We start from the raw sequence: 24,612 nt of genomic DNA on the forward strand, positions 1-24,612 counted from the left end.
GCCATGGGGTTCTGGGCCGATCTCAGCGTCAACATCAAGATCCTGGTGTCGATCGGGGTCGCGGCCGTGGTCGCGCTGGTCGTCGGGCTGCTGGGGCTGAGCGCCCTGAGCGAGGCCAGCGCCGCGGCGCAGCGGATCTACGGCAGCAACCTGGCGGGGGTGTCGGCGCTCGGCGTGGTCCGCAACGGGATCACCCAGTCGCGGCTCGATCTGACGTTGCACGCGGTCTATCCGGAGCGGGCGGCCAAGGACGGGTACGAGAAGACGTTCGGCGAGAACCTCACCGTGGTCGAGGGCGGATTCTCGGCGTACGAGGCGGCCGGTCCGGTGGTGCCGGACGAGAACGTGACGAAGTTGCGAGCCACTTGGCAGGACTACGTGACGATCGCCCGGGACAAGCTGATCCCGGCGTCCCGGGACAACGATCTGGCCTCCTGGGGGTCCATTCGTACCGAGCAGGTCGGTCCGGTGGTCACCGAGCTGACCGACCTGTTGACCTCGATCGGGGCGGCCGAACAGCAGGCCGCCTCGTCGGACGCGGGCAGTGCGGCGGCCGGGTACCGGGCCAACCGGATCGAGGTCATCGTGATGCTGGTCGCCGGGATCGCGGCGGCCCTGGCGCTCGGTGCGTTCGTGTCCCGGGCCATCGTCCGGTCGCTGCGCCGGGTGATCCTGGTGTGTGAAGGGCTGGCCGACGGTGACCTGACCCGCAGCACCGGCCTGACCTCGACGGACGAGCCGGGACGGATGGGCCGGGCCCTGGACGCGGCGATCCTGCGGCTGCGCGAGACGGTCAGCACCATCGGCGGCTCGGCGGTCACCCTGGCCGGGGCCTCCGAGGAACTCTCCACGGTCAGCGCCCAGCTGCAGGCCGGTGTCGCCGAGGTCGCGGCGAAGGCCGGGTCGGCCAGTTCGGCCAGCGAGACCGTCAACGCCGGTGTCCAGTCGATCGCGGCCGGCGCCGACCAGATGAGCGCGTCGATCGCCGAGATCGCCACCAACGCCGCGCAGGCCGCCCGGGTCGCCCAGGAGGGCATGGCCGTCGTGGAGCGCACCAACAGCCAGGTCGCCGAACTCGGCGTGGCCAGCCAGGAGATCGGCGACGTGGTCCGGCTGATCACCAGCATCGCCGAGCAGACCAACCTGCTCGCCCTCAACGCCACCATCGAGGCGGCCCGCGCCGGTGAACTCGGCAAGGGCTTCGCGGTGGTGGCCGGCGAGGTCAAGGAGCTGGCCCAGCAGACCGCCAAGGCCACCGAGGAGATCACCGAGCGGATCGGCGCGATCCAGGAGTCCAGCAACTCCGCGGCCGCCGCGATCGGCGAGATCACCCACGTCATCGAGCGGATCGGCGACTACACCACGACCATCGCCTCGGCCGTCGAGGAGCAGACCGCCACCACCGGCGAGATGAGCCGCTCGGTCGCCGAGGCGGCCACCGGCAGCGGCGACGTCGCCCGGACCGTCTCCGGGGTCGCCGACGTCGCGTCCGCCACCGCCGAGGGCGCCCGCGCCTCCCAGCGGGCCGCCGCCGACCTGACCCGACTCGCCGGGGACCTCACCGTCCTGGTCGGCGGGTTCCGACACTGAGGGGCCCCGAGATGAGCACCGCACTCTTCGAACACCTGGGCATGCCGGAACGGATCAGGGAGATCTCCGGGTACGACCTGTACGCCGCCGACCTGCGTGCCGACCTCGACGCGCTCGCCGGACGCAGCGCCGGGCTGCTGGAGGCTCCGGTCTCGATGGTGTCGGTTCTGCTCGACACCACCCAGTTCATCATCGGCTCGTACGGACTGTCGGCCTGGGTCGCCTACGCCCGGGAGACCCCCGCCGAGTGGGCCATGTGTACCAACACCGTGCTGGCCGGCGAGGCGTTCTGTGTCTCCGACGCGCGCACCGACCCGCGGCACGCGGAGAACCCGCTGGTCCGGACCACCGGCCTGCGCAGTTATCTGGGCGTGCCGCTGACCGGTTTCGGTGGGCACGTGATCGGCGCGCACTGCGTCATCGACGCCCGGCCGCGGGTCTTCACCGACGTCGACCGGGCCGTGCTCACCGACGGGGCGGAGCGGGTGATGCGCCTGCTCGACGGTCACCGGCTCTGAACGGTGCCGTCCCAGCGCCATCCGGTCCGCCGGGGGAGCCCGGGCAGCTCGGTGCGGCCGGTCGCCCAGAGCAGGTCGGCCCAGCGGTCGCCGCTCTCCGGCGCGTCCGGGAACAGCCGGCGCAGCGCCCGGTCGCACAGATCCTCCGGCGGCGCCCACGGCACGTCCAGGGCGGTCGCCACGTCGTGCATGTGGACCAGCGTCTCGATCACGCCCATCGCGGCGAAACCGACCGGATCCGAGACGCCGTACGGATGGAAGGCGCGCCGGTCGGCGGGGGCCGTCAGGACCGTCGCGGACAGCAGGCCACCGCTGGACAGCAGCACGTCGATCAGGCCGTGCGGCGTCGTGCCCTCCCGCGCGTACACGGTCAGGGCGGGGCCGTCGGGGCGGATGTTGCGCCAGCCGAATCCGACGTAGTCGTCCTGGGGTGGACTGTCGAGAGAGATCTGCGCGGCATAGGCGAAAAGATCATCGGCAATGTGTTCGATCGTTTCCCACACGGTCCATTTCAGGTCCGCGGCGGGTTGCTGCCAATCCCTTCCGACAAGATCGCGGAGGGTCGCGGCAGCAAGCGAAACCGATTGTCGTACGTCGGACGCGGCTTGTTCTGAATCAATCACTGTGGCAACCTATCCATCCTCATTGACCAGCGGCTACGCATTTTTGTCATACCCCCGGAGCATCATCGGGGTATGGGAGAACCAGCAATGCCGATTCGCCGCCGGATCGAGCTCACGGTCTCTGAGGCTCGCCTGCGGTTCCAGCAACTGGTCCGGGTCACCGGGCTCACCGGGCAGGTCACCGTCGTCGTCGACGGTGGTCGCCCGGTCGCCGCCATTGTTCCCGTCGCCGATCTCGACGAGAAACCGGCTTCCGCGCCCAATCCCGAGGGCTGGATGCGCCGGATCGAGAAAGTCCGCCAGGACGTCCGGCGGCAGCACGCCGGCCGGATCGGTGAGCTGTCCCGCGCGCTGGAGGAAGCGTGGCAGATGATCGACACGATGCGGCCACCGGGCACCGACCGCGCCGCCGACACGCTGCGTGCCAGTCATGCCGATCTGCGGAAGCCCGGCGATCAATCACGACTTGATCGATAGGAGCAGCGCTAAGATCGGACGATGCCTGGACAGCTCGACCTGTTCGTACCGGGAGTCGTCTTCCTCGACGTGATCTTCACCGGTCTGCACGAGTTGCCCGGTCCCGGGACGGAGGTGCGTGCCTCCGGCATGGGCTCCTGCCCCGGCGGCGTGGCCAATCTGGCGGTCGCCGCGAGCCGGCTCGGCGTGCACACCGGGCTCGGCACGGCGCTCAGCTCGGATGCGTACGGGGAGTTCTGCCACCGGGTGCTCAGTCACCAGGAGGGCATCGACATGTCCGCGTCCCGCCGGGTCGACGACTGGCACTCCCCGGTGACCGTCTCGTTGGCGTACCACCGCGATCGCAGCATGATCACCCACGGCCATCCCCTGCCCACCGACGCGGACGGCCTGGTCAACGGCCTGCCGGAGGCCCGCACCGCGGCGGTCAGCCTGGCGCCGGAGGGCATGGGCTGGATCCGGCGGGCCGCCGCGGCCGGCACCCGGGTCTTCGCCGACGTCGGCTGGGACGATACCGACCAGTGGTCCGGTGACGTGCTGGAGGTGCTGGCCGACTGCCACGCCTTCCTGCCGAACGCGGTCGAGGCGATGCGTTACACCCGGACCGACGACCCCCGGCAGGCGCTGGAGAAACTCTCCGGCCTGGTGCCGGTGGTGGTGGTGACGTGCGGCGCCGACGGCGCGCTGGCCGTCGACAGCGGCACCGGCGAGGTGGTGTCGGTGCCCGGCGTCCCGGTCGACGCCCTCGACCCGACCGGCGCCGGTGACGTCTTCACCGCCGGGTTCATCACCGCCTCGCTGGGCGACTGGCCGCTGGCCGACCGGGTCGCCTTCGCCACGCTGGTCGGCGCCCTGTCCGTGCAGCACTTCGGCGGTTCGCTGTCGGCGCCCGGCTGGGGCGACATCAACGACTGGTGGCAGGCGGTCCGCACCGACCCGTCCCGCGCCGAGCTGGCCCGGCGTTTCGGGTTCCTCACCGACGTGATCCCGCCGGGCAGCCGGCACGCCGTGCACCGGGCGACCGCGACGATCGCGAGACTGTCCGACGCGACTCCCGAAGACTGACAGAAGATGTCAGCCACGCCTGGCAGGGTGGGGCCCATGTACGGATACTTCGGCTCGATGAAGACCAGACCCGGCCACCGCGAGGAGGTGGTGGCCGTCCTGTTGCGCGCCTCCGAGCAGGTGAAGGCCGCGGGCTGCCACCTCTACGTGGTGGGGGTGGCCGACGAGGACGACCAGACGATCTGGGTCCACGAAGTGTGGGACAGCAAGGAACACCACGACGCCTCGCTCCAGAACCCGGAGACCAGGGCGGCGATCGGCGCCGCGATGCCACTCCTGACCGGCGAGTTCACCAGTCAGGAGTTCAGCGTCGTCGGTGGCCTGGGCGTCCCGTAAAGATCAGACCCCGGCCCCGACCTCGGCCGGGTGACGCGGCGGGATCGAGTGGTCGATCTCGCGGGCCGGCTCGCGGTTCGGCAGCGCCAGGCGGATGACCTTGGCCCAGGCGGAGGCGACCTGCACGATCATCGGGCCGGAGACGTACTTCAACTCGTACTTGGCGAAGAGGGCCTTGATCTTCGGGGCGATCTGCGCGTACTGGCTCGACGGCAGGTCGGGGAAGAGGTGGTGCTCGATCTGGTGCGACAGGTTGCCGGTCATGATGTGCATCAGCTTGCCGCCGGAGATGTTGGCCGAGCCGAGCATCTGCCGCAGGTACCACTCGCCACGGGTCTCGCCGGTGATCGACGTGCGCTCGAAGGTCTCGACACCCTTCGGGAAGTGGCCGCAGATGATGACCGAGTGGGACCAGAGGTTGCGGACGACGTTGGCGACCGCGGTGGCCGCCATGGTGCCGAAGAACGCGCCGACCGGGTTGCCGACGGCCAGGCCGACCGGGATCGCGAGGGCCGGCTGCACCAGGTAGTCCTTGGTGGCCTGCTTGCGGATCTTCCGGCCGACCGCGCGGAGGCGCTCCCGGAACTCGGGGTTGTTGCGGCGCTTCTTGGTCTTGAGGTTACGGCCCAGCTCCAGGTCGTACGCGGCGATGCCGTACTCGAAGAGGAGCGCGTTGATCAGGTTGTAGAGGGGCTGGCCCAGGTGCGCCTTGGTCCAGCGCTGCTGCTCGTCGACGCGCATGATGCCGTAGCCGAGGTCGTTGTCGCGGCCGACCACGTTGGTGTACTTGTGGTGCAGCTCGTTGTGCGAGTGCTTCCACTGCTCGGCGGGGGACGCGTGATCCCACTCCCACGTGGTGGAGTGGATCTTCGGGTCGCGCATGAAGTCGTACTGGCCGTGCAGGATGTTGTGCCCGATCTCCATGTTCTCGAGGATCTTGGCGACGGCCAGGCCCGCCGTGCCCAGGATCCACGCCGGCGGGAACACCGACAGCATCAGCGTGGCCCGGCTGGCCAGCTCCAGCCGCCGCTGGATCTTGATCATCCGGCGGATGTGCGCTGCGTCCTTCTCACCGCGGATGGCCAGGAACTCGTCGCGGATCGCGTCGAGTTCACGGCCGATCTCCTCGATGTCCTCGGGAGAGAGGTGGGCGATCGGGTTGGATTCCTTGCGCTGCAGCGTCGTCACGGCACTTCCCAGCTTTCTAGATGTTCGTCAGGCGTCGAACCGGCACGGGCCGGCTGCGGTGGTGACACAGGTCTGGATCAGGACGTTGTCGCCGTCGACCTCGGTAGCGGTCGTGATGGCGCCGTCCCGCACGTCGCGCACGATGCCCTCGCGCATCGGCAGCACGCATTTGAAGCAGATGCCCATCCGGCAGCCGGATTTCATCAGCTGCCCGGCGGCCTCGCCGGCGTCGAGGATGGTGGTGCCGCCCGGCACCTCGGTGGTCACCCCGGACTTCTCGAAGGTGACCGTGCCGCCGTCGCCCGCGACCAGCACCGTCGGGCGGAACCGCTCGACGTGCAGCCGCTCGGCGGCGCCCGCGTCCGACCAGTGCTCCTGCAGGTCGTCGAGCAGGTCGGCCGGGCCGCACGCCCAGGTCTCCCGGTCCAGCAGGTCGGGCACCAGCTCGGCGATCCCGGCCGGCTTGAGCCGCCCCTCGGTGGTGGTGTGCCGCTCGATCAGCCGGATTCGGCCGGCCGCGGCCAGCTCCCGCAGCTCCGCGCCGAAGACGACCGCCTCCGGAGTCTTCGCCGAGTGCACCACCACCACGTCCGGCATCTCGCTCAGGCAGCTGCGCAGCATGCCCATCACCGGCGTGATGCCGCTGCCGGCGGTGACGAACAGCGCCTTCGCCGGGCGCGGCTTCGTCAGCACGAAGTCGCCGGCCGGCAGGTCCAGGTGCACGATCTCGCCCTTGCGGGCCTGGTAGCGCAGGTACGAGCTGACCACCCCGTCGGGCACCGCATTCACCGTGATGGTGAACCGGCCGTCCTTGCGGGAGGCCGCGTTGCTCACCGAGTAGGCACGCCACAGACGGACACCGTCGATGTCGACACCGACCCGGATGTACTGGCCCGGCTCGTGCGGCTCCCAGCCGCGGCCGGGCCGCAGCTCCAGGGTGACCGCGGTCGCGGTCTCGGGGCGCACGTCGGAGATCCGGGCACGCAGGACGGTGGGGTTGCGCAGGGGAGCGATCACGTCGAGGTAGTCGGCCGGCACCACCGGGGTGGTGATCAGCTCGACAACTCGCCACGCGCCGTCGCGCAATGTCTGTGTAACAGGCACATCTCAAGACTGCTGCCTCACGGCGGCGAAGTCCTGACCTGGAGAAGTGAATCGGAGGGGTCATAATTGTTCGCTGAGTACAAGAGTCGGACGGATCGTGCGGAGGAGTCGGTGTGAAACCACCGTTGAGCGACATCGGTTCCTACCGCCTGCCGGTCGAGGTCGTCGATCCGCTCCGGCTCGGCCTGTCGGCGGTCTCGACCCAGACCATCGCCGCGATCATCAAGGAGGTGCCGGCGTACGCCGAACCCTTCGCCGGTGAACTCGGCCTCAAGATCGCGCGGGCGGTGCGGGCCGCGCTCGGGGCCTTCCTCCGGCTGGTGTCCCGGCCCGGCGCCGACCCCGGCACCCCGATGGCGTCCGCGGTCGAGGCGGCGTACGCGCTCGGTCGCGGCGAGGCCCGCAACGGCCGCAGCCTGGACGCGCTGCTCGCGGCGTACCGGGTCGGCGCCCGGGTGGCCTGGCGGGAGCTGGCGGCGATCAGCGTCCGCGAGGGTCAGCCGTCGGCCACCATCGCCGACTTCGCCGAACTGGTCTTCGCCTACATCGACGAACTGTCCGCCGCCAGCGTGGCCGGGCACGCCGACGAACTCGCCGCCACCGGCCGGATCCGGCAGCGCCGCCTGCAGGAACTCGGGCAGGCCCTGATCGCCGGCGAACCCGCCCACGTCCTGCAGGGCCTCGCCGAACAGGCCGAATGGCCACCACCGCAGACGCTCACCGCCCTGCTCCTGACCGAGCGCGCGGCCCGCTGGGTGATCGATCTGCTCGACCCGCGCACCCTGCAGATCGCCGACGTGGTGCCGGACCTGCCGGGCACCACCGTGCTGCTCGTCCCGGACCCGCAGGGCGCCTCCCGGCCCACCCTGAACCGGCTGCTCACCGGGCACGACGTGGTGATCGGCCCGGCCCGGCCGTGGGCACTGGTGAAGAGCTCGGTGGACCGGGCCCTCCGGGTGCACCGGCTCTGCCCGCCGGCCGACGGCGCCGTCGTCGACACCGAGGATCACCTGGCCGAGGTCGTGGTCACCGCGGACTCCAGCGCTCTGGAGGATCTGCGGGCCCGGGCTCTCGCCCCGCTCGCGGGGGAGCGGGGCGCGGCGGCGGCCAAGCTGATCGAGACGCTGCGCAGCTGGCTGCTGCACCACGGGCGGCGCGACGACGTGGCCGCCGAGTTGTTCGTGCACCCGCAGACGGTGCGGTACCGGATGGCCCGGCTGCGGGAGCTGTACGGGGACCGGCTCCGGGATCCGCAGTGGGTGCTGGCGCTGACCATCGCGCTGGCCATCCCGTCGTGGGATATACCAAAGTCTTGAGGCATCGACTTTCGGCAACTGTCCGGTGGCTCTTCGCGCGGCATAGCGTGGCGGCATGAGTTCATCCCGGCGGGAAGCCACCGTCCTCGCGTTCACCCCGTTCGAGCGGGCGCTCGTGATGATCGGCCCGGCCGCCCTCGGTGTCCTGCTGGCCGTCCTCCTGCCGATCCTCGGCCGCTGGCTGTCCGGCGTCGGTTTCCCGCTGCTGGGCGTGGTGTGGCGGGTGCTCGCCGCCGTCGACGACTGGTGGAAGGTCGCGGTCCAGGCCGCCATCTTCGCGGTCGTCGGTGCGCTGGTCAGCGTCGAGATCCTGCGCCGCAGCACCCGGGTGACCGTCGACGCCGACGGGGTGCGGCTGCAGACCGGCGACCGGCAGGTCACCGTGCCCCGGGTGGAGATCGACTTCGTCTTCATGGAGCGCAAGAGCCTGATCATTCTCGACCGGGAGTCCCGGCAGATGTTCCACGGCGAGCCCCAGGCCGATCCCGTGCCGCTGGAGAAGACCTTCCTGGAGTACGGGTACCCGTGGCGTGACGACGACCCGTTCACCGATCTCTACCGGCCGTGGGCGCCCGACTCGGGGGAGCTGCCGGTGGCGGTCGAGGCGGTTCTGTCGGCCCGTGCCCTGGCGGTGCGCAAGAAAGCTCACAAGGAGGCCGCGGAGTTGCGGGGCTCGCTGGAGAAACTGGGCTACGCGATCCGCGACGACGGTGACCGGCAGCTGTGGCGGCCGCTGGTGCGCTCATGACCTCTCCTGGTGTCCCGCCTTCTGGCATCTCGCCTCCCGTCGTCTCGCCGGGTGTCTCGCCGGGTCTCCCTCCGGGCGTCTCTCCGGGCGTCTCGCCGGGCGTCTCTTCGGGCGTCTCCTCGGGGCGGCGGTGGAGTGGCCGGGGCTGGGATGTGGTGGCGATCCTGGCCGCTTGGTTCGGCGGGCTGCTGCTGCTCGGTGAGGCCGCCTCGATCCGGAAGATCGAGGACGACACCGCTTTCCTGATGTTCGTCGGCGGCTGTGTGCTGTCCCTGACGCTGTGGTGGCGGCGCAGCCATCCGGTGCCGGTCGCGGTGTTCCTCGCGGTCGCCTCGGTGGTCAACGACGCCGCCGGGCTCGCCGCGCTGATCGGCCTCTACACCGCTGTCTCGCTGCGCCGGGGCCGGGCGGTCCTGGTGGTCGTGGTGGCGAACCTGCTGGGCGGGTTCGCCTACGGGGCCCTGTTCCCCGATCCGTCCATCCCGATCGTGGTGACCCACGTCCTGAGCCTCGCCATCCTGGCCACCACGACCGCGCTGGGCGCGAGCGCCCGGTCCCGGCGGGAGCTGATCGAGTCGCTGCGCGAGCGGGCCGCCCGCGCCGAGGAGGAGGCCCGGCTGCGGGCCGACTCGCTGCGCGTCCTGGAGCGGGAGCGGATCGCCCGCGAGATGCACGACGCCCTCGCCCACCGGATCTCGATGGTCAGCCTGCACGCCGGCGCCCTGCACATCCGGCCCGACCTCACTCCCGAGCAGGTCGCGACGGCCGCCACCCTGATCCGGGACAGCGCCCACCAGGCCCTGAACGACCTGCGCGAGATCCTCGGCATCCTGCGGGCCGGCCCGGCCGACGACCGGCGCCCCCAACCCGACCTGAGCCACCTGCCGGAGCTGATCGCCGAGTCCGAGCGGGCCGGAGTGTCGGTGACCTTGACCGACGACCTGGGCGGCCGGCCGGTCTCGGCGTCGCTGGGCCGCACCGTCTACCGCCTGGTCCAGGAGGGCCTGACGAACGCGGCCAAACATTCCCGTGACACTCCCGTCACCGTCCGGCTCACCGCGGATCCGTCAGCCGACCTCCTGCACGTCCACGTCTCCAACCCACTGCCCACCCGCTCCCGCCGCTCACCCACCGCCCCCGGCTCCGGGCCCGGCACCGCCGCTTCCGGTTCGGCCAGCGGTGCCGCTGGTCCCGGTTCGGGCAACGGTGCCGCTGGTCCCGGTTCGGGCAGCAGCCCGGCCGTTTCCCGCTCGGGCAGCGGCACCGCTGGTCATGGCTCGGGCAGCGGCGCTGCTGTTTCCGATTCGGGGAGCGGGCACGCTGGTCCTGACTCGGGCAGCCGTGCCGCTGCTTCTGGCTCGGGGAACGGCGCTGCTGTTTCCGGTTCGGGCGGCGGTGCTACTGGTTCTGGCTTGGGCAGCAGCCCGGCCGTTTTCCGTTCGGGAAGCGGGCACGCTGTTCCCGGCTCGGGGAGTGGGCTGATCGGTCTCGCCGAGCGGGTCGACCTGCTCGACGGGCGGTTGAGGCACGGCTTGCGCGGCGACCCACGGACCGGCCTGACCTTCGACCTGGAGGCCTGGCTCCCGTGGCCCGCGCAGCCCGCGCCCGTCCCAGCCGGGAATGCCGGGGAGTCTTGACTTCATCTCCGCATCTCCGCATCTCCGCCTTCGAGGCGTGGGCGCCTGCCGGTTCTCCCGCCTCCGCTCCACCTCCGATCCTTCCGGACGGAGGTTTCCCATCGAGCTTCTGCACCAGCTCCACAGGCGGCAGCCGCCAGCCGGGCAACAGCCAGCCCGCAGTTGGGCAACTCCCGGCCCGCCGACCTGCCAGCCGGCCCGCCAACCTGCCAGCCGGCCCGCCAACCTGCCAGCCGGCCCGCCAACCTGCCAGTCGGGCAACTCCCGGCCCGCGGGCCTGCCAGCCGGGCAACCCCGGCTCGCCAGCCGCCCGGTTTGCCGTGACGGCCTGGTTTGCCGTGACGGCCTGGTTTGCCGTGACGGCCTGGTTTGCCGTGACGGCCCGGTTTGCCGTGACGGCCCGGTCTGCCGTGACGGTCGGGCTTGCCTTGGTGGCTGGTGGGCCGTGGGTGTGGAGCTGCTGTGCCTGGGCTGTTCGCGGGACTCTTGTTTTCGTTCCGGCCTCTAGCGCTGGAATTTCCATGGAAGGAAATTGATGACCGAGACGGTCCGCGTTCTTATCGCTGATGATGATCCGCTTGTTCGGATGGGGCTGTCGCTGGTGCTCGGGGCCGATCCGGCGATTGTGATCGTCGGGGAGGCCGGGGATGGGGGTGAGGCGGTTGCGATGACCCGTGAGCTGAAGCCCGACGTTGTTCTGATGGATGTTCGGATGCCTCGGACGGATGGGCTGGCCGCTACCGAGGAACTGCGGCGGGACGGGCCGTCGCCCGTGATCATTGTGCTGACCACGTTCGATACCGACGCCAATCTGATTCGCGCGCTGCGGCTCGGCGCGAATGGATTCCTGCTCAAGGACATCGCTCCTACCGAGATCATCAGCGCGGTTCGGCGGGGCGCGGCCGGCGAGTCGATCCTGGCGCCGTCACTGGTGCCCCGGCTGATCGACTTCGCGGTGGGCCGTGCCGGGGAGAACGCGGTGGGCAGCGGCGGGGAGAGCGGCGGCGGGGTCAGCGGTCGCGGGGCAAGCGGCGCCGGGAAAAGCCGTCCTGGCGAAAGCGGGGGTGGAGGCAGCGGAAACGGCGAAAGCGGCGGCGGGGATAGCGGAAACGGCGAAAGCGGCGGCGGGGATAGCGGAAACGGCGAGAGGGGCGGCGGGGGCAACGGAAACGGGGAGAGCGGGGGCGGGGGCAGTAGAGGCGGGGTCGGCGGCGGGCGTGGGGGTGGCGGCGCCGCCGGTGGTGGTCGTTCGGAGGTTGAGGACAGTCGGGAGCGGGCCCTTCGGACTCTGGGGCGGCTGTCCGGGCGGGAACGGGAAGTCGCCGAGGCGGTTGCTACCGGGGCCTCGAATGCGGAGATCGGGAGTGTGCTGCACATGAGCGTGCCGACTGTGAAGGCCTATGTGTCGCGGGTTCTGGACAAGCTGGGGTGCACGAACCGGGTCCAGGTCGCGGTGCTGGTGCACGAGTCGGGGCATCGGAGAGCGTGAAAGTTACGGAAGTCGTGAGGGTCGTTACACGAGGTGGCTATCGACGGTGACAACGACTAGTTTGAGTCCCGACGCAAAACCCACAGGTTGAGTATGTTTTGCGACGGCCGTCACAACTGCTGACCAGGGTGTTCACGTGATCGAAATAAGCGGACTTCGCAAGACGTACCGCTCCAGGAAACGGGCCGTCGTGGCTGTCGACGGGGTGGATCTCAGCGTCGGCGAGGGCGAGGTCTACGGCGTCCTGGGGCAGAGCGGCGCGGGCAAGAGCACCCTGCTGCGCTGTGTGAACATGCTGGAGCGCCCGGACGAGGGCACCGTGACGGTCGATGGCCGTGACCTGACGAAGCTGCGGCGCGGGGACCTGCGGATCGCGCGCCAGGGCATCGGGATGATCCACCAGCACTTCGCGCTGCTGTCCTCGCGGACGGTGGCCGGCAACGTCGCGTTCGCCCTGGAGGTCACCGGCACCCCGCGGGCCGAGCGCCGGACCCGGGTCGCCGAGCTGCTGGAGCTGGTGGGCCTCGGTGAGCGTGCCGACGCGTACCCGGCTCAGTTGTCCGGGGGGCAGAAACAGCGGGTCGGGATCGCCCGCGCGCTCGCCGCGCGGCCCAAGGTCCTGCTCTCCGACGAGGCGACCTCGGCTCTCGACCCGGAGACGACGGAGTCGATCCTGCGCCTGCTGCTCGACCTGAACAAGCGGCTCGGCCTGACCGTCCTGCTGATCACCCACGAGATGACCGTGGTGAAGCGGATCTGCACGTCGGCGGCGGTGATGCGGGACGGGCGGTTCGTCGAGTCCGGCACGATCACCGACCTGCTGAAGCGGCCCGGCTCCGAGCTGGCCCGCGACCTGTTCCCGTTGGGCCTGCGCGACACCGGCGGAACTCCGGAGACGGCGGCCGTCGGCGACGGCGTGGCAGCCGACAAGGACGGCCGGAGCGTGGCGGGCGACAAGGACGGCCGGAGCGTGGCGGGCGGCGGCGACGGCCGGAGCGCGGCGAGTGACCGGACGGGTGAGACGATCGTCGACATCACGGTCAGTGGCGCCGACGCGGACGAGCCGATCATCGCCGACCTGGCCCGGCAGTTCGGGGTGGACGTGCGGATCCTCGGCGGTTCGGTGGAGACCCTGGCCACGACGCGTGCCGGTCGCTGGCGGCTGGCCCTGCCGGGCACCCGTGACGACAACGCCGCGGCTCTCGACTACCTGCGCAAACGCGGAGTGACGGCATGACCTGGTCCGAGGTTTTCGAACTGCTCGAGGTGGGCCTGCAGGAGACCGCCTGGATGGTGCTGGTCTCCACCCTGCTGACCCTGGTCGGCGGCCTGCTCGTCGGCGTGCTGCTGGTGCTCACCGACAAGGGTGGCCTGTTGCCGCTGCGCCCGCTGAACGCGGTGCTCGGCCTGATCGTGAACGTCGGCCGGTCGCTGCCGTTCATCATCCTGCTGGTCGCGGTCATCCCGTTCACCAGGGCGATCGTCGGCACCACGATCGGCACCGACGCCGCGATCGTGCCGCTGACCATCGGCGCGATCCCGTTCTTCGCCCGCATCGTCGAGTCGGCGCTGCGCGAGGTCCCGGCCGACGTGGTCGCCGCGGCCACCGCGATGGGCGCCACCCGCACCCAGATCGTCGGCAAGGTGCTGCTGCGCGAGTCGCTGCCGGGTCTGGTCGCGGGCCTGACGATCACGGTGATCGCGCTGGTCGGCTACTCGGCGATGGCCGGCGTGGTCGGTGGCGGCGGTCTCGGTGACCTGGCCATCCGCTACGGCTACCAGCGCTTCGAGACCGACATGATGATCGCCACCGTGGTTGCCCTGATCGTTTTCGTCCAGCTCGTTCAGATGGTCGGTGACCTGCTCGTCCGCAGGTTGTCGCACCGCTGAGGGCAGGCGCCCGGATATCGCCGGGTTCCGTCCGAATTCCTGTTTTGCCCATAGAAATGAAAGGTAAAGAAATGCGCCGCCGCTCCTTCGCCGCCGTCCTGGCCGCCACCACCCTCACCCTGGGCCTGGCCGCCTGTGGTTCCTCCGACGACGCCGCCGGTGACAGCGCGGCGTCCGACACCCTCAAGGTCGGCGTCAGCCCGGTCCCGCACGGTGAGATCCTCAAGTACGTCGCGGACAACCTGGCCGCCGCCGAGGGCCTGAAGATCGAGATCACCGAGTTCAACGACTACATCCAGCCGAACGTCGCCCTCAGCGAGAAGCAGCTGGACGCCAACTACTTCCAGCACATCCCGTACCTGGAGGAGGAGGTCGCCACCAAGGGCTACAAGTTCACCGCGCTCAAGCCGGTGCACATCGAGCCCCTCGGCGTCTACTCCAAGACGGTCAAGGCGATCGCCGACGTCCCGAACGGTGGCGTCGTCGCGATCCCGAACGACCCGTCGAACTCGGGCCGTTCGCTCAACCTGCTCGCCAAGAACGGCCTGATCACCCTCAAGGACGGCGTCGGCGTCAAGGCGACCGAGAAGGACATCACCGCCAACCCGAAGAACCTGCAGTTCAAGGCGCTCGAGGCGGCCCAGCTCCCGCGCAGCCTGGAGGACACCGCGATCTCGGTGATCAACGGCAACTACGCGATCGAGACCGGTCTCAAGCCGGCCACCGACTCGCTGGCGCTGGAGACCGGTGACGACAACCCGTACGCGAACCTGGTCGTGGTCCGCACCGGCGACGAGACGAACGAGAAGATCGTCAAGCTGGAGAAGCTGCTGCACTCCGCCGAGGTCAAGAAGTTCATCGAGGACAAGTACCAGGGTTCCGTGCTGGCCGCGTTCTGATCCGGGAGAAGCCGCGTTCTGATCCGGGAGAAAAAACAGCACCGGCGCCCCGGTCCGTCGCCCATCGGCGGCCCGGGGCGCTGCTCTTTTCAAAGCTCTATTCAACAGACCTGACCAGGCGCATCATCAAGCCATGGCTGAACAGACCGGACCCGCCGAGGTCGCCGCGCGGCTCCGCACCGAGCGCTTCGGCATCCTGCCCCCGCGCATCCTCCCCGACGACGTCATCGAGCTGGTCGACACCCGCCGCCCGGACCAGCACCCCGCGACGGCCCTGAGCCTCGAGCACGAGCGGGCCCTGCACACCGCCGCCTGAGACCCGGGTGGTTCAGGCGGTCAGGACGGTGGAGATCGTCTCGGTCGGCAGGCCCAGCGCCGTGCCCACCAGGTCGTTGGTGAGGGCGCCGTGATGCGCGTTCAGCCCCAGGGCCAGGGCCGGGTCGGCGCGCAATGCGTCGCGCCAGCCCAGATCGGCCAGGCGTAGGACGTACGGCAGAGTGGCGTTGGTCAGGGCGTAGGTCGACGTGTTCGGGACCGCACCCGGCATGTTGGCCACACAGTAGAAGACCGAGTCGTGCACCTGGTAAACCGGGTTCTCGTGGGTGGTCGGCCGGGAGTCCTCGAAGCAGCCGCCCTGGTCGATGGCGATGTCGACCAGCACCGACCCCGGCTTCATCCGCTTGACCAGCGCGTTGCCGACCAGGGTGGGAGCCTTGGCGCCGGGCACCAGGACGGCGCCGATCACCATGTCGGCGCCGGTCACCGACTGCTCGATGGTGTACGAGTTCGACACCAGCGTCTTCACCCGCCCGCCGAACCGTTCGTCGATCTGCCGCAGCCGGGGGATGCTCAGGTCGAGCACCGTGACGTCGGCGCCGAGACCGAGCGCGATGGTGGCCGCGTTCACCCCGGAGACCCCGCCGCCGATGATCGTGATGGCGGCCGGCGCGACGCCGGGAACACCGCCGGGGAGCACGCCACGGCCGCCGCTGTTACGCATCAGACTGTAGGCGCCGACCTGTGGCGCGAGCCGCCCGGCGACCTCGGACATCGGCGCCAGCAGGGGGAGCGACCCGTCGGCGAGCTGTACGGTCTCGTACGCGATGGCCGTGGTCCTGCTGGTCAGCAGTGCTTTGGTGCCGTCGGCGTCGGCGGCCAGGTGCAGATAGGTGAAGAGGACCTGCCCCTCGCGGAGACGGTGGTACTCGGCGGCGATCGGCTCCTTCACCTTCAGGATCATGTCGGCGGCGCCCCACACCGCATCCGCGTCGGGAAGGATCCGGGCGCCCGCGCGCACGAAGTCGTCGTCGGTGATCGAGCTCCCGGTGCCGGCTCCGGACTGCACCGACACCTCGTGTCCGTGCCGGACCGCTTCGACCACGCCGGCCGGGGTGATGGCCACCCGGTACTCGTGGTTCTTGACCTCTGATGGCACGCCGATGTGCATGAGGATTCCTTCCGCCGACTCCACTGTCGTTAGAGTGAAACGATGTGCTGCATCCCGGCAACCCGAACGAAGAAGATTCTGTTCGTAACGGCTGTGGCGCATTTGCTGCTGAGCGGCGGCGCGCGTTGACCGACGTACCGAAGGATGTTCGAGGTCTGGATCACATCGACCTGGAGCTGCTGAGCCTGCTGGAAGCCGACGGCCGGATGCCGAACAACGCGCTCGCCGACCGGGTCGGCATCGCCCCGTCCACCTGCCTGACCAGGATCCGGCGGCTGCGGGAGATCGGCGCGATCCGCGGTTTCCACGCCGACGTCGACCCGGCGTGGATCGGCCGCCCGATCCAGGCGATGATCGCGGTGCGGATCCGGCCGGACGCCCGCGAGGCGATCGGCCGGTTCGCCGAGTCGCTGGCCGGCATCCCCGCGGTCCGGGACGTCTACTTCATCTCCGGATCGTACGACTTCCTGCTGCACGTGGCCTGCGCCGACGTCGACGACCTGCGCGCGGTGATCACCGAACGGCTCAGCGGCACCGGCCTGATCGCCGGCACCGAGACGTACCTGATCTTCGAGCACCGCCGCGGAGCGTGACGCCGCTCAGTCCCACCACATCCGCCAGACCGGCGCGTTCAGCAGGCCGCCGGCCAGGTCGGTCAGGGTGTCGGCGTGGTACAGGTCGTACTCGCCGTCGTTGTACTGGCGGTATTCCCAGGCCAGGGCCAGTGCGTCGGCCCGGGTGGCGGGTGGGCGGGCGACCGCGTACTGCAGGGTCTCGCCACTCATGATCACCGGCTCGGCGCCGTACCGCTGATACCAGTACCGCATGATCGCGGCGTGGGCCGCCGGGCCGGGATACCCGTTCCAGCCCTCGAACTGCAGTGTCACCGGCACCAGCCACGGTTCGGCCGCCGGCACCAGGGCGACCAGGACCGGCTCCGGCCGGCCCCAGCTGTAGGGCAGACCGAACCCCGGCTGCTCCGGGTCCTCGGGCCAGGCGCCCTCGCCGGCCAGTTCCGCCCGGACCCCCACGGCATACTCCGAGTCACCTGTCAGTCGTCGCGCACCGTAATCGGCAAGCAGGGCGGCCCCGTCCAGCGTCTCCGCCGCGGCCAGCGCATCGGCCAAGGTGTCATAGGGATCCGTCTCCGCGATCAGGCCGGGTGTGTCGGTCTCCAGGATCAGGGGCCACAAGCCACTTTCCGGGTACGCCTGCCGCAGCCGTTCCCACCACCGCAGCGCCTCGTCCCCCTGGGACCGGAATCCGGCGATCTCGACCCCACCCGGAGTGACACACAGCGTCTCCGTCGCGGGGAGATCGACGACGGCCGGAGAAGTCGCGGGGAGACCCGGGGCGGCCGGAGAAGTCGCGGAGAGATCCCGGGCGGCCGGAAGTCCGGAGCGCTCGAGCCAGACGGTGTCGGGCCAATCAGGTTGTTCGGACGGCTCCCGGCATAGCTCGGTGAAACCGTGCGCCGCGTAGAAACGGGCGGCCCGGTCGTTGCCGTCGAGGTGTTCGAGGCGCACCGGGCGGTTCGGGGCGAGCGCCAGCAGGGCCCGGATCAGCGCCGAGCCGACGCCGGTGGACTGGGCGCCCGGGTGGACGTACAGCTTTCAGATGATCGGGATCTCGCCCCGTAGATCGATGTTGCCGGTCGCGATCGGGCCGGAGTCACCGACCGCGACCAGGACCGTCGTGGTGCGCAGGCTGCGGTCCACCGCCTCGGGCGACCACCAGGTGGCCAGACCGTGCGCGATGTACTCCGGGCCGGCGAACCGGTAGGTCTCCGGCCAGGTCGCGTGACCGATGTCCACGATGGCGGTGATATCGGCGACAGTCGCTTCCCGGATCTCCATCCGAGCATCTTCACATGATCACCTAAGTTGTCAGGACGATCGGAGCGGGACCACGGGGGACGGAATGCGGACTGGGCGGCTACCCGTCTGGGCGAGATGGACGGCGGTGGTGTCCGCGCTGGTGGGTGTCGCCACCGCGGTGATCACCTGGTTCTCGATGCCGTTGCTGATCAACTGGTCGCCGGCCGACGGGCCGGAGCAGCCACCCGCGCAGGGCTCCGCGAGCCTGCCGGCGGTGGTGGGTGCGCCGTCGCTGTGGACCCCGCTGCTGGAGCAGGCCCCGATCGGGTCGGCGTCGGTGCTGTACACGTCGAACACCTGGTTCTCCGACCGTGACCTGCTCGCCGGCCTGGTCGGTGCCGGTGACGACGTCTACCGGGTGTACACGACCGACGGTGAGGCCGCCGGGATGGGCGAGATCCTGTCCCCGGACGGCACCCGGGCGGCGAGCAGCCTGGGGATCCACGACCTGGCGACCGATGTTCTGCGGGAGTACCCGCCGGCGTGGAAAGACCTCTGGGTGCGTCCGCAGGCCTGGTCCCCGGACGGCGCCACGATCGCGGTCCTGGTCGAGGTCGGCGACACCGGGTCCACCGGGGTCGACCTGCTGGTTCCGGGTACCGGGGAGATCCGTGAGCTGGCCCGGATCGGTGGGGACGAGCCACTGCCGGGATGGACGGTGGCCTTCTCCCCGGACGGGACGCGGCTGGCGGTGCAGAACGGCGCGGCGGTACGCGTGATCACACTCGACGCGGCCGGCGCCGGTGTCGACGTGCCGCTCCCGGCCGGGGCCCGGCTCGCCGGTAAGGGCGCCTGGTCCTCCGACGGGGCGAACCTGCTCGTGGTCTCCGGCGCGAGTTGCGGGTGTGCGGGCTACCCGGTGCGGTGGACGGTCACCGAGATCGCGGCCTACGCCGGCACGCCGACCGGGCGGTCGTGGAGCCGGGACGGGGTCTTCGCGCTGCGGGTGCTGGGCTGGTGGCCGTCGGGTGAGCCGGTGGCCGCCGAGTACACCGCGGCGGCCGGCACACCACCGACGTTCTTCGGGACCGGCGAGGAACAGTCCGGGTTGACGAGTCAGAACGCGGTGGACGAGGCTCGCCTGATCGGACTGGACTCCGGCCGGGTGCTGCTGGCGGGCGCCGGAATGCCGCTGGGTGGCGGTGACGTGGAATCGTTCGACGTCGCCGACCGGGTTCTGGCGTCGGGCGCGGTCCGGGCCGGGGATCCGCCGCTGTTCACCATGGGGCTGCTGGTGTTCCTCCCGTTGACCGTGATCGGGATCTCGATCGCCGCGGTCCTGACGATCCTGCTCTGGTGGCTGATCATCCGGTGGTGGGCGATCATCGGAGATCATGAATCGGCGAGGCCGCTGCGATGACGGAACCCCGCGCGGAGGTGGAGGACGTGAACGACCGGGCAGGTGACGTACGGCGACGGACGGTGCTGCCGTTCTGGGCGGGCCGGGTCGTCGCGTGGACCGTGCTGGCCATGGTGCTGACGGTGTTCGGGGCCTGTCTCGGGCTCACCGGGCTGCTGGAGTGGAGACCGGCCGGTGGCGACCGGACACCCCGCACACAGGGGGCCGGGTCGGTGCCGGCCACGGTGGGTGCGCCGACGCCGTGGACCGCGGACGCCCTGGAGTCGCCGATCGGGGCGGCGTCCGTGCTGTACACGTCGAACACCTGGTTCCCGGACGGGTCGGGCTGGCTGATCGGGCTGGTCGGGCGGTCCGACGACAGTTACCGGCTGTCCGAGCTCTACGGTGCGGCCGGGATGGGCACGGTGCTGTCGCCGGACGGGTCGCGGCTGGCCGCCGACGAGGGCATCGCCGACCTGGTGACCGGGCGGGTCGTGAGATACGAGGGCGTGTCGGCGGAGGACGAGCAGGCCGAGCCGCAGGCGTGGTCCCCGGACGGCCGGTCGGTGGCGGTGCTGGTGGCCGGCTGGACCGACCACGACGGCCTCTCTCCGGACGTACGGCTGCTGCTGGTGGATGCCGCGACCGGCGCGAACCGGGAGATCGCCGCCTTGCGGGCCCCCGCTGCCCTGCCCGGTTGGACGGTGGCGTTCTCACCGGACGGGTCGCGGCTGGCCTATCAGAACGGCGCGGCGGTACGCGTGATCACGCTCGACGGCGCCGGTGTCGACGTGCCGCTCCCGGCCGGGGCCCGGCTGGCGGGCAAGGGGGCGTGGACGCGGGACGGGGCGAACCTGCTGGTGGTGTCGGGTGCGAAGTGTGACTGCGGCACCCATCCGGTGCGGTGGACGGTCACCGAGATCGCGGTCGACGCCGGCGCGCCGACCGGCCGGTCGTGGAGCCGGGACGGGGTCTACGCGCTGCGGGTGCTGGGCTGGTGGACGTCCGGGCACCCGGTGGCCGTCGAGTACACGCCGACCGTGGACGCCACGGTGACCCTCTTCGACGACGTGCGCGGCCAGGACGACCTGACCAGCCAGGACATGATCCGGACGGCGAGCCTGGTCGAACTGGGCACCGGGGCGGTGCTGCTGTCCGGTGACGACTTCGGGGCCGCCGGTGACGTGGAGTCCCTGGACGTGCCGGACGAGGTGCTGGCGTCCGGCGCGGTCCGGCCCGGCGACCCGCCGATGTTCGACTTCGACCTGATCACGGTTGTGATCGTGGTGCTGATCGGGGCCGAGGTCTCGGTCCTGCTGGCGTTCGCGGTCTCAGCGTTGGTGGCCCGTTCCCGTGGGCGGCGATGACGGGGCCAGCCGATCACTGATCACATGGGCGGCGAACAGGTGGAAGCCGATGACCAGCGGAATCGTCGCCGGCATCGACAGCGCCAGGAAGAACGCCAGGGCGCCGGCCAGTGCGGGGGCCAGCGCCGACCAGGGGCGGGCCGTCGCCTGCTGCCAGGCCCAGCTGGCCGGGGCGGTGGTGTCCCGGCCGACACCCACCAGGATCAGGGTGGCGGCGCCGGCCAGCCAGGCGACGATCGCCGTGGTCAGCACCAGGACCGGGGCGCCGCCGGGCACCCAGCCCCGGCTCAGCGCCACCAGGTCGAGCAGCAGCAGCGCCGCCGCCACCGCGAACGGGATCCCGGGCAGCAGGGTCCGCCCGAACCGGCGCAGCAGCGGACGGAACCCGGGCAGCCGGCCGGTGGTGTACCGGTGGTGGACCGCGACCGAGCCGGCGGCCAGCGCCGCCGGCAGGGTCAGCAGTGGCAGCCCGGCGACCGTGACCACGATCCCGATCAGGGCGAGGTCGGTGCCGAGGGCGAACCGTTCCCGCCAGTCCGGCCGGGTCCGTGGCTCCTCGTCGACCGGCCACCGGAGGTCGGTCATCCCTTCAGGCCCGACGTGTTGATGCCCTCGACGAGCATGCGCTGGAAGGCCACGAAGAACAGGAAGACCGGGGCCAGCGACAGTACGGACATGGCGAACATCGGGCCCCACGAGGACTGGCCGCTGGAGTCGATGAACAGGGTCAGTGCCACCGGGGCGGTGTACTTCTCCAGGTCGGACAGGTACACGAGCTGCCGGAAGAAGTCGTTCCAGGTCCAGATGAACGAGAAGATCGCCGTGGAGACCAGGGCCGGGCGGGACAGCGGCAGGATCACGTGCCGGAAGACGCCGTACGGGGTGCAGCCGTCGATGGTGGCGGCCTCGTCCAGTTCCCGGGGGACACCGCGCATGAACTGGACCATCAGGAAGACGAAGAACGCCTCGGTGGCCAGTAGTTGCGGGACGATCAGCGGGGCGTACGGCCAGTCGCCGCCGACCCAGCCGAACGTCTTGAACATGACGAACTGCGGCACGATCAGCACATGGCCGGGCAGCAGCAGGGTGCCGATCATGATGGCGAACCAGAAGCCGCGCAGCCGGAACTTCAGCCGGGCGAAGGCGTACGCCGCCAGCAGGCAGGACACGCAGTTCGCGACCACGGTCAGGCCGGCCACGAGCGCGCTGTTGACGAAGAACCGGCCGAAGCTGACGTCGAAGTTGGTCCAGCCCGCGGTGTAGTTGGCGGGTGTCCATTCGTCCGGGAAGATCGACATGTTGTTCAGGACCTCGGACTGGGCCTTGAACGAGCTGCCGAACATCCACACCAGCGGGTAGAGCACCACCGCCGTGAGCAGGACCAGCGTGATCGGCCGGGCCAGGCGCCGCAGGGTCATCAGTCTTCTCCGTCCGAGTAGTGCACCCAGAACCTGCCGGTACGGAAGACGACGGCGGTGACCAGGCCGATAGCGAGCAGGAACACCCAGGCCATCGCCGAGGCGTAGCCCATCTGGTACTCGTTCCAGCCCTTGATGTAGAGGTGCAGCGTGTACATGAGGGTCGAGTCGACCGGGCCGCCGGTGCCGTTGCTGAGCACGAACGCCGAGGTGAAGCCCTGGAAACCGTTGATCGTCTCGAGCACCAGGTTGAAGAAGATCACCGGGGACAGCATCGGCAGGGTGATGCTGAGGAACTTGCGGACCGGTCCGGCCCCGTCCACCTCGGCCGCCTCGTACAGCTCGACCGGCACCTGTTTGAGACCGGCCAGGAAGATCACCATCGGGGCGCCGAACTGCCACACCGCCAGCAGGATCAGGGTGCCGAGCGCGTAGTCGGGGTCGTTGACCCAGGCCTTGCCCTCGATGCCGAACCAGCCCAGGAACGAGTTGACCGCGCCGTCCCGGTTGAACATGCTGACCCAGACGATGGCCAGCGCCACGCTGCCGCCGAGCAGCGACGGCAGGTAGAACAGGCCGCGGAACAGGCCGGCCCCGGTGAACGAGCGGTTCAGCAGCACCGCCACCCCGAGCGCGGCGGCCAGCTTGAGCGGCGTCGCGACCAGGGCGAACGTCAGCGTGGTCTGGACCGCGTGCCAGAACGACGGGTCCTCGGTGAACATGGTGCGGTAGTTGTCCAGCCCCACCCACTCCATCGACTCCCAGTCGGAGAGGACGTCGTAGTTGGTGAAGCTCAGGTAGAGCGACATCAGCATCGGGACCGCGGTGATGGTCAGCAGCCCGAGGAGCCAGGGGGAGAGGAAGACGTAACCGGCTGTGCCCTCCGCCTTGTGCCGCGCGGGCCGGCCCCGCCGCGTGGCGGCGGGACCGGTCGTCGGCGCGGTCGGCGAGGGCCGGGCCGTGGTGGTAGCCATGGGACCAGAACTCACTTCTTGATCGCGGCCTGCGCGGCGGTGAAGAACTTCTCGGCGGCCTGGGCGGGGGTGGCGCGTCCGTACTGGGCCTCCTCGGCGGCCTTGATCAGTTCGGAGCGGACGGTGCTGTGACCGGCCGGCGGCACGGTGGGCGCCGGGCCGAAGTTCTTCGCCAGCTCGGCGACGACCTCGATGGTCTGCTTCATCGACGGGTTGTCGGTGGAGGCGGCGACGTCGGCCCGGATGTCGGTGTTGGACGGCAGACCCCGGTCGGTGCCCAGGATCTTGCCCACCTCCGGGTCGTTGGCCAGGAAGTTCAGCACGTCGGCGGCGGTGTCCTTGTGCTCGCTGCCGCGGAACACCGAGAAGTACATCGAGGCGCGCGGCCACTGCTTGGACGCGTCACCCGGGTACGCGATCACCGCGAGCTGGTCCTTGGTGTTCTTCTGCAGCTCGGGCATCTGGTTGGCCCACACCCACGAGGTGAGCGCCTTGCCGGTGACGACCAGCTGCTTGCTGACGTCGGTGGCGTTGCCCTCGTGGATCACGTCCGCGGTCGGGGTGGCCTTGGCGTCCCGCGCGCCCTTCCACAGCTCGAACCAGGCCTGCACGTCGGCCTGGGTGAAGCCGAGCTCCTTGCCGTTGTACAGCTCCTTGCCGGTCTGCCGCAGCCACACCCAGAACGCCTTGTAGTCGGCGCTCGGGTCCATGGTGCCGGGGACACCGGTCTTGGCGGCCGCGTCCTTGGCCCAGGCGATGTGCTGCTCCCAGGTCTGCCCGGTGGTGGGCAGGGCGACCTTGGCCGCCTCCAGCTTGGTCTGGTTGTAGACCAGGCCCTGGGTGTTCTCGCCGAACGGCAGCCCGGCCAGCTTGCCGTCGACGGTGCCGTAGGTGAGCAGGCCCTCCGGGAACTTGGTGGTGTCCAGTTTCCCGGACTTCTGGTACTCGGCGAGGTCCAGCGTGACGTTGCGGGTGGCGTACTCGGCGAGGTAGTTGTCGTCGATCTGGAAGATGTCCGGGGCGTCACCGCCGGCCGTCAGCGTGGCCAGCTTGTCGAAGTAGCCCTGGTTGGCCTGCCACGTCTTCTTGAACGTGACCTCCGGGTGCTTGGCCGTGTAAAGGGCGAGCGCCTGCTCGGTGAGCTGGGCGCGGGCCTCGGCGCCCCACCAGAAGAAGCTCAGTTCGACCTTGCCGTCGTCCTTGGACTCCTCGCCACCACAGCCACCGAGGGCCAGGGGGAGGGCGAGCATTCCGGCGACGAGGCCGCTGAGCAGGCGGCGCCGGGGAAATCGGGATGCGGTCATGGGGGT

The 24,612-nt window shown here is 70.3% G+C and carries 26 protein-coding genes; 16 read left to right on the forward strand and 10 right to left on the reverse strand.

What is annotated here, in order from left to right; translation table 11 throughout:
- Positions 1–3: 3 nt before the first annotated feature.
- Both Aco03nite_RS01935 and Aco03nite_RS01940 read left to right on the forward strand, forming a co-directional pair.
- Positions 4–1,590 (forward strand): methyl-accepting chemotaxis protein, encoded by a 1,587-nt coding sequence (locus Aco03nite_RS01935; protein ID WP_203792809.1) that lies wholly within the window; start codon positions 4–6, stop codon positions 1,588–1,590.
- Between the two features lie 11 nt (positions 1,591–1,601).
- The gene (locus tag Aco03nite_RS01940) at positions 1,602–2,108 is read left to right on the forward strand and encodes a GAF domain-containing protein (protein WP_203792810.1); all 507 of its coding nucleotides are present in this window, start codon (positions 1,602–1,604) and stop codon (positions 2,106–2,108) included.
- On the opposite strand, the gene Aco03nite_RS01945 is transcribed toward Aco03nite_RS01940, so the two are convergent.
- The gene (locus Aco03nite_RS01945; protein ID WP_203792811.1) at positions 2,096–2,611 is read right to left on the reverse strand and encodes a hypothetical protein; all 516 of its coding nucleotides are present in this window, start codon (positions 2,609–2,611) and stop codon (positions 2,096–2,098) included. The two genes, Aco03nite_RS01940 and Aco03nite_RS01945, sit on opposite strands and share 13 nt — an antisense overlap.
- A 207-nt stretch (positions 2,612–2,818) precedes the next feature.
- Between Aco03nite_RS01945 and Aco03nite_RS01950 the strand changes: the two genes are divergently transcribed.
- From Aco03nite_RS01950 to Aco03nite_RS01960, 3 genes are read left to right on the forward strand one after another with little or no spacing between them, the layout of a single operon-like run.
- Complete coding sequence (locus tag Aco03nite_RS01950) at positions 2,819–3,208, forward strand: type II toxin-antitoxin system prevent-host-death family antitoxin (protein WP_239144844.1); 390 nt, start codon at positions 2,819–2,821, stop codon at positions 3,206–3,208.
- Between the two features lie 21 nt (positions 3,209–3,229).
- Entirely contained in the window at positions 3,230–4,273 is a 1,044-nt protein-coding gene (locus tag Aco03nite_RS01955) for a carbohydrate kinase family protein (RefSeq protein WP_203792813.1), read from the forward strand.
- A 36-nt stretch (positions 4,274–4,309) separates the two neighbouring features.
- Complete coding sequence (locus Aco03nite_RS01960) at positions 4,310–4,609, forward strand: putative quinol monooxygenase (RefSeq protein ID WP_203792814.1); 300 nt, start codon at positions 4,310–4,312, stop codon at positions 4,607–4,609.
- Between the two features lie 3 nt (positions 4,610–4,612).
- On the opposite strand, the gene Aco03nite_RS01965 is transcribed toward Aco03nite_RS01960, so the two are convergent.
- Both Aco03nite_RS01965 and Aco03nite_RS01970 read right to left on the reverse strand, forming a co-directional pair.
- Positions 4,613–5,797 carry a fatty acid desaturase family protein gene (locus Aco03nite_RS01965; protein WP_203792815.1) on the reverse strand — a complete coding sequence of 395 codons (1,185 nt, stop codon included), beginning with the start codon at positions 5,795–5,797 and terminating at the stop codon, positions 4,613–4,615.
- 27 nt (positions 5,798–5,824) lie between these two features.
- Complete coding sequence (locus Aco03nite_RS01970) at positions 5,825–6,901, reverse strand: ferredoxin reductase (RefSeq protein ID WP_203792816.1); 1,077 nt, start codon at positions 6,899–6,901, stop codon at positions 5,825–5,827.
- A gap of 113 nt (positions 6,902–7,014) precedes the next feature.
- Here Aco03nite_RS01970 and Aco03nite_RS01975 point away from each other — a divergent pair, with 113 nt between their 5' ends.
- From Aco03nite_RS01975 to Aco03nite_RS02015, 8 genes are all read left to right on the forward strand, one after another.
- Positions 7,015–8,217, forward strand: coding sequence for a PucR family transcriptional regulator (locus Aco03nite_RS01975; RefSeq protein WP_203792817.1), 1,203 nt, complete (start codon positions 7,015–7,017; stop codon positions 8,215–8,217).
- 55 nt (positions 8,218–8,272) lie between these two features.
- Positions 8,273–8,965, forward strand: coding sequence for a YqeB family protein (locus tag Aco03nite_RS01980; protein ID WP_203792818.1), 693 nt, complete (start codon positions 8,273–8,275; stop codon positions 8,963–8,965).
- Positions 8,962–10,602, forward strand: a complete 1,641-nt coding sequence (locus tag Aco03nite_RS01985; protein ID WP_203792819.1) for a histidine kinase — start codon at positions 8,962–8,964, stop codon at positions 10,600–10,602. Before Aco03nite_RS01980 ends, Aco03nite_RS01985 begins: the two co-directional genes overlap by 4 nt.
- A 535-nt stretch (positions 10,603–11,137) precedes the next feature.
- Positions 11,138–12,091 (forward strand): response regulator transcription factor, encoded by a 954-nt coding sequence (locus Aco03nite_RS52540; protein WP_239144845.1) that lies wholly within the window; start codon positions 11,138–11,140, stop codon positions 12,089–12,091.
- Positions 12,092–12,227: 136 nt separating this feature from the next.
- Positions 12,228–13,328, forward strand: a complete 1,101-nt coding sequence (locus Aco03nite_RS02000; RefSeq protein WP_203792820.1) for a methionine ABC transporter ATP-binding protein — start codon at positions 12,228–12,230, stop codon at positions 13,326–13,328.
- Positions 13,325–13,981, forward strand: a complete 657-nt coding sequence (locus Aco03nite_RS02005; RefSeq protein WP_203792821.1) for a methionine ABC transporter permease — start codon at positions 13,325–13,327, stop codon at positions 13,979–13,981. Before Aco03nite_RS02000 ends, Aco03nite_RS02005 begins: the two co-directional genes overlap by 4 nt.
- Positions 13,982–14,052: 71 nt before the next feature.
- Positions 14,053–14,880, forward strand: a complete 828-nt coding sequence (locus tag Aco03nite_RS02010) for a MetQ/NlpA family ABC transporter substrate-binding protein (RefSeq protein WP_203792822.1) — start codon at positions 14,053–14,055, stop codon at positions 14,878–14,880.
- Between the two features lie 133 nt (positions 14,881–15,013).
- Positions 15,014–15,196 carry a hypothetical protein gene (locus Aco03nite_RS02015; protein ID WP_203792823.1) on the forward strand — a complete coding sequence of 61 codons (183 nt, stop codon included), beginning with the start codon at positions 15,014–15,016 and terminating at the stop codon, positions 15,194–15,196.
- A gap of 12 nt (positions 15,197–15,208) precedes the next feature.
- Here the strand turns inward: Aco03nite_RS02015 and ald are convergent, their stop codons facing one another.
- The gene (ald, locus tag Aco03nite_RS02020; RefSeq protein WP_203792824.1) at positions 15,209–16,327 is read right to left on the reverse strand and encodes an alanine dehydrogenase; all 1,119 of its coding nucleotides are present in this window, start codon (positions 16,325–16,327) and stop codon (positions 15,209–15,211) included.
- 125 nt (positions 16,328–16,452) lie between these two features.
- On the opposite strand from ald, the gene Aco03nite_RS02025 reads away from it, so the two are divergent.
- Complete coding sequence (locus Aco03nite_RS02025) at positions 16,453–16,920, forward strand: Lrp/AsnC family transcriptional regulator (protein WP_203792825.1); 468 nt, start codon at positions 16,453–16,455, stop codon at positions 16,918–16,920.
- A gap of 6 nt (positions 16,921–16,926) precedes the next feature.
- Here Aco03nite_RS02025 and Aco03nite_RS02030 read toward each other — a convergent pair whose 3' ends face one another.
- Both Aco03nite_RS02030 and Aco03nite_RS02035 read right to left on the reverse strand, forming a co-directional pair.
- On the reverse strand, positions 16,927–17,937 hold the full coding sequence (locus Aco03nite_RS02030; protein WP_275415800.1) for a DUF4253 domain-containing protein: 1,011 nt from the start codon (positions 17,935–17,937) through the stop codon (positions 16,927–16,929).
- A gap of 3 nt (positions 17,938–17,940) precedes the next feature.
- A complete protein-coding gene (locus Aco03nite_RS02035) occupies positions 17,941–18,183 on the reverse strand; it encodes a GNAT family N-acetyltransferase (RefSeq protein WP_203792827.1) in 243 nt (80 codons plus the stop codon).
- Between the two features lie 109 nt (positions 18,184–18,292).
- On the opposite strand from Aco03nite_RS02035, the gene Aco03nite_RS02040 reads away from it, so the two are divergent.
- Together Aco03nite_RS02040 and Aco03nite_RS02045 are read left to right on the forward strand one after the other, a co-directional pair.
- Positions 18,293–19,564 carry a TolB-like translocation protein gene (locus Aco03nite_RS02040; RefSeq protein WP_203792828.1) on the forward strand — a complete coding sequence of 424 codons (1,272 nt, stop codon included), beginning with the start codon at positions 18,293–18,295 and terminating at the stop codon, positions 19,562–19,564.
- Positions 19,565–19,590: 26 nt separating this feature from the next.
- A complete protein-coding gene (locus Aco03nite_RS02045) occupies positions 19,591–20,910 on the forward strand; it encodes a hypothetical protein (protein WP_203792829.1) in 1,320 nt (439 codons plus the stop codon).
- Here the strand turns inward: Aco03nite_RS02045 and Aco03nite_RS02050 are convergent.
- The 4 genes from Aco03nite_RS02050 to Aco03nite_RS02065 are packed head-to-tail and all read right to left on the reverse strand — an operon-like array spanning position 20,875 to position 24,606.
- Complete coding sequence (locus Aco03nite_RS02050) at positions 20,875–21,495, reverse strand: hypothetical protein (RefSeq protein ID WP_203792830.1); 621 nt, start codon at positions 21,493–21,495, stop codon at positions 20,875–20,877. The genes Aco03nite_RS02045 and Aco03nite_RS02050 overlap by 36 nt on opposite strands.
- A complete protein-coding gene (locus tag Aco03nite_RS02055) occupies positions 21,492–22,328 on the reverse strand; it encodes a carbohydrate ABC transporter permease (RefSeq protein ID WP_203792831.1) in 837 nt (278 codons plus the stop codon). The genes Aco03nite_RS02050 and Aco03nite_RS02055 overlap by 4 nt, the downstream gene beginning before the upstream one ends.
- Positions 22,328–23,302 (reverse strand): carbohydrate ABC transporter permease, encoded by a 975-nt coding sequence (locus tag Aco03nite_RS02060; RefSeq protein WP_203792832.1) that lies wholly within the window; start codon positions 23,300–23,302, stop codon positions 22,328–22,330. Before Aco03nite_RS02060 ends, Aco03nite_RS02055 begins: the two co-directional genes overlap by 1 nt.
- Positions 23,303–23,313: 11 nt before the next feature.
- Positions 23,314–24,606, reverse strand: coding sequence for an ABC transporter substrate-binding protein (locus Aco03nite_RS02065; protein ID WP_203792833.1), 1,293 nt, complete (start codon positions 24,604–24,606; stop codon positions 23,314–23,316).
- Between the last annotated feature and the right edge of the window lie 6 nt (positions 24,607–24,612).

Origin of the sequence: Actinoplanes couchii, from assembly GCF_016862075.1 — a bacterium.
Taxonomy (GTDB): Bacteria; Actinomycetota; Actinomycetes; order Mycobacteriales; family Micromonosporaceae; genus Actinoplanes; species Actinoplanes couchii.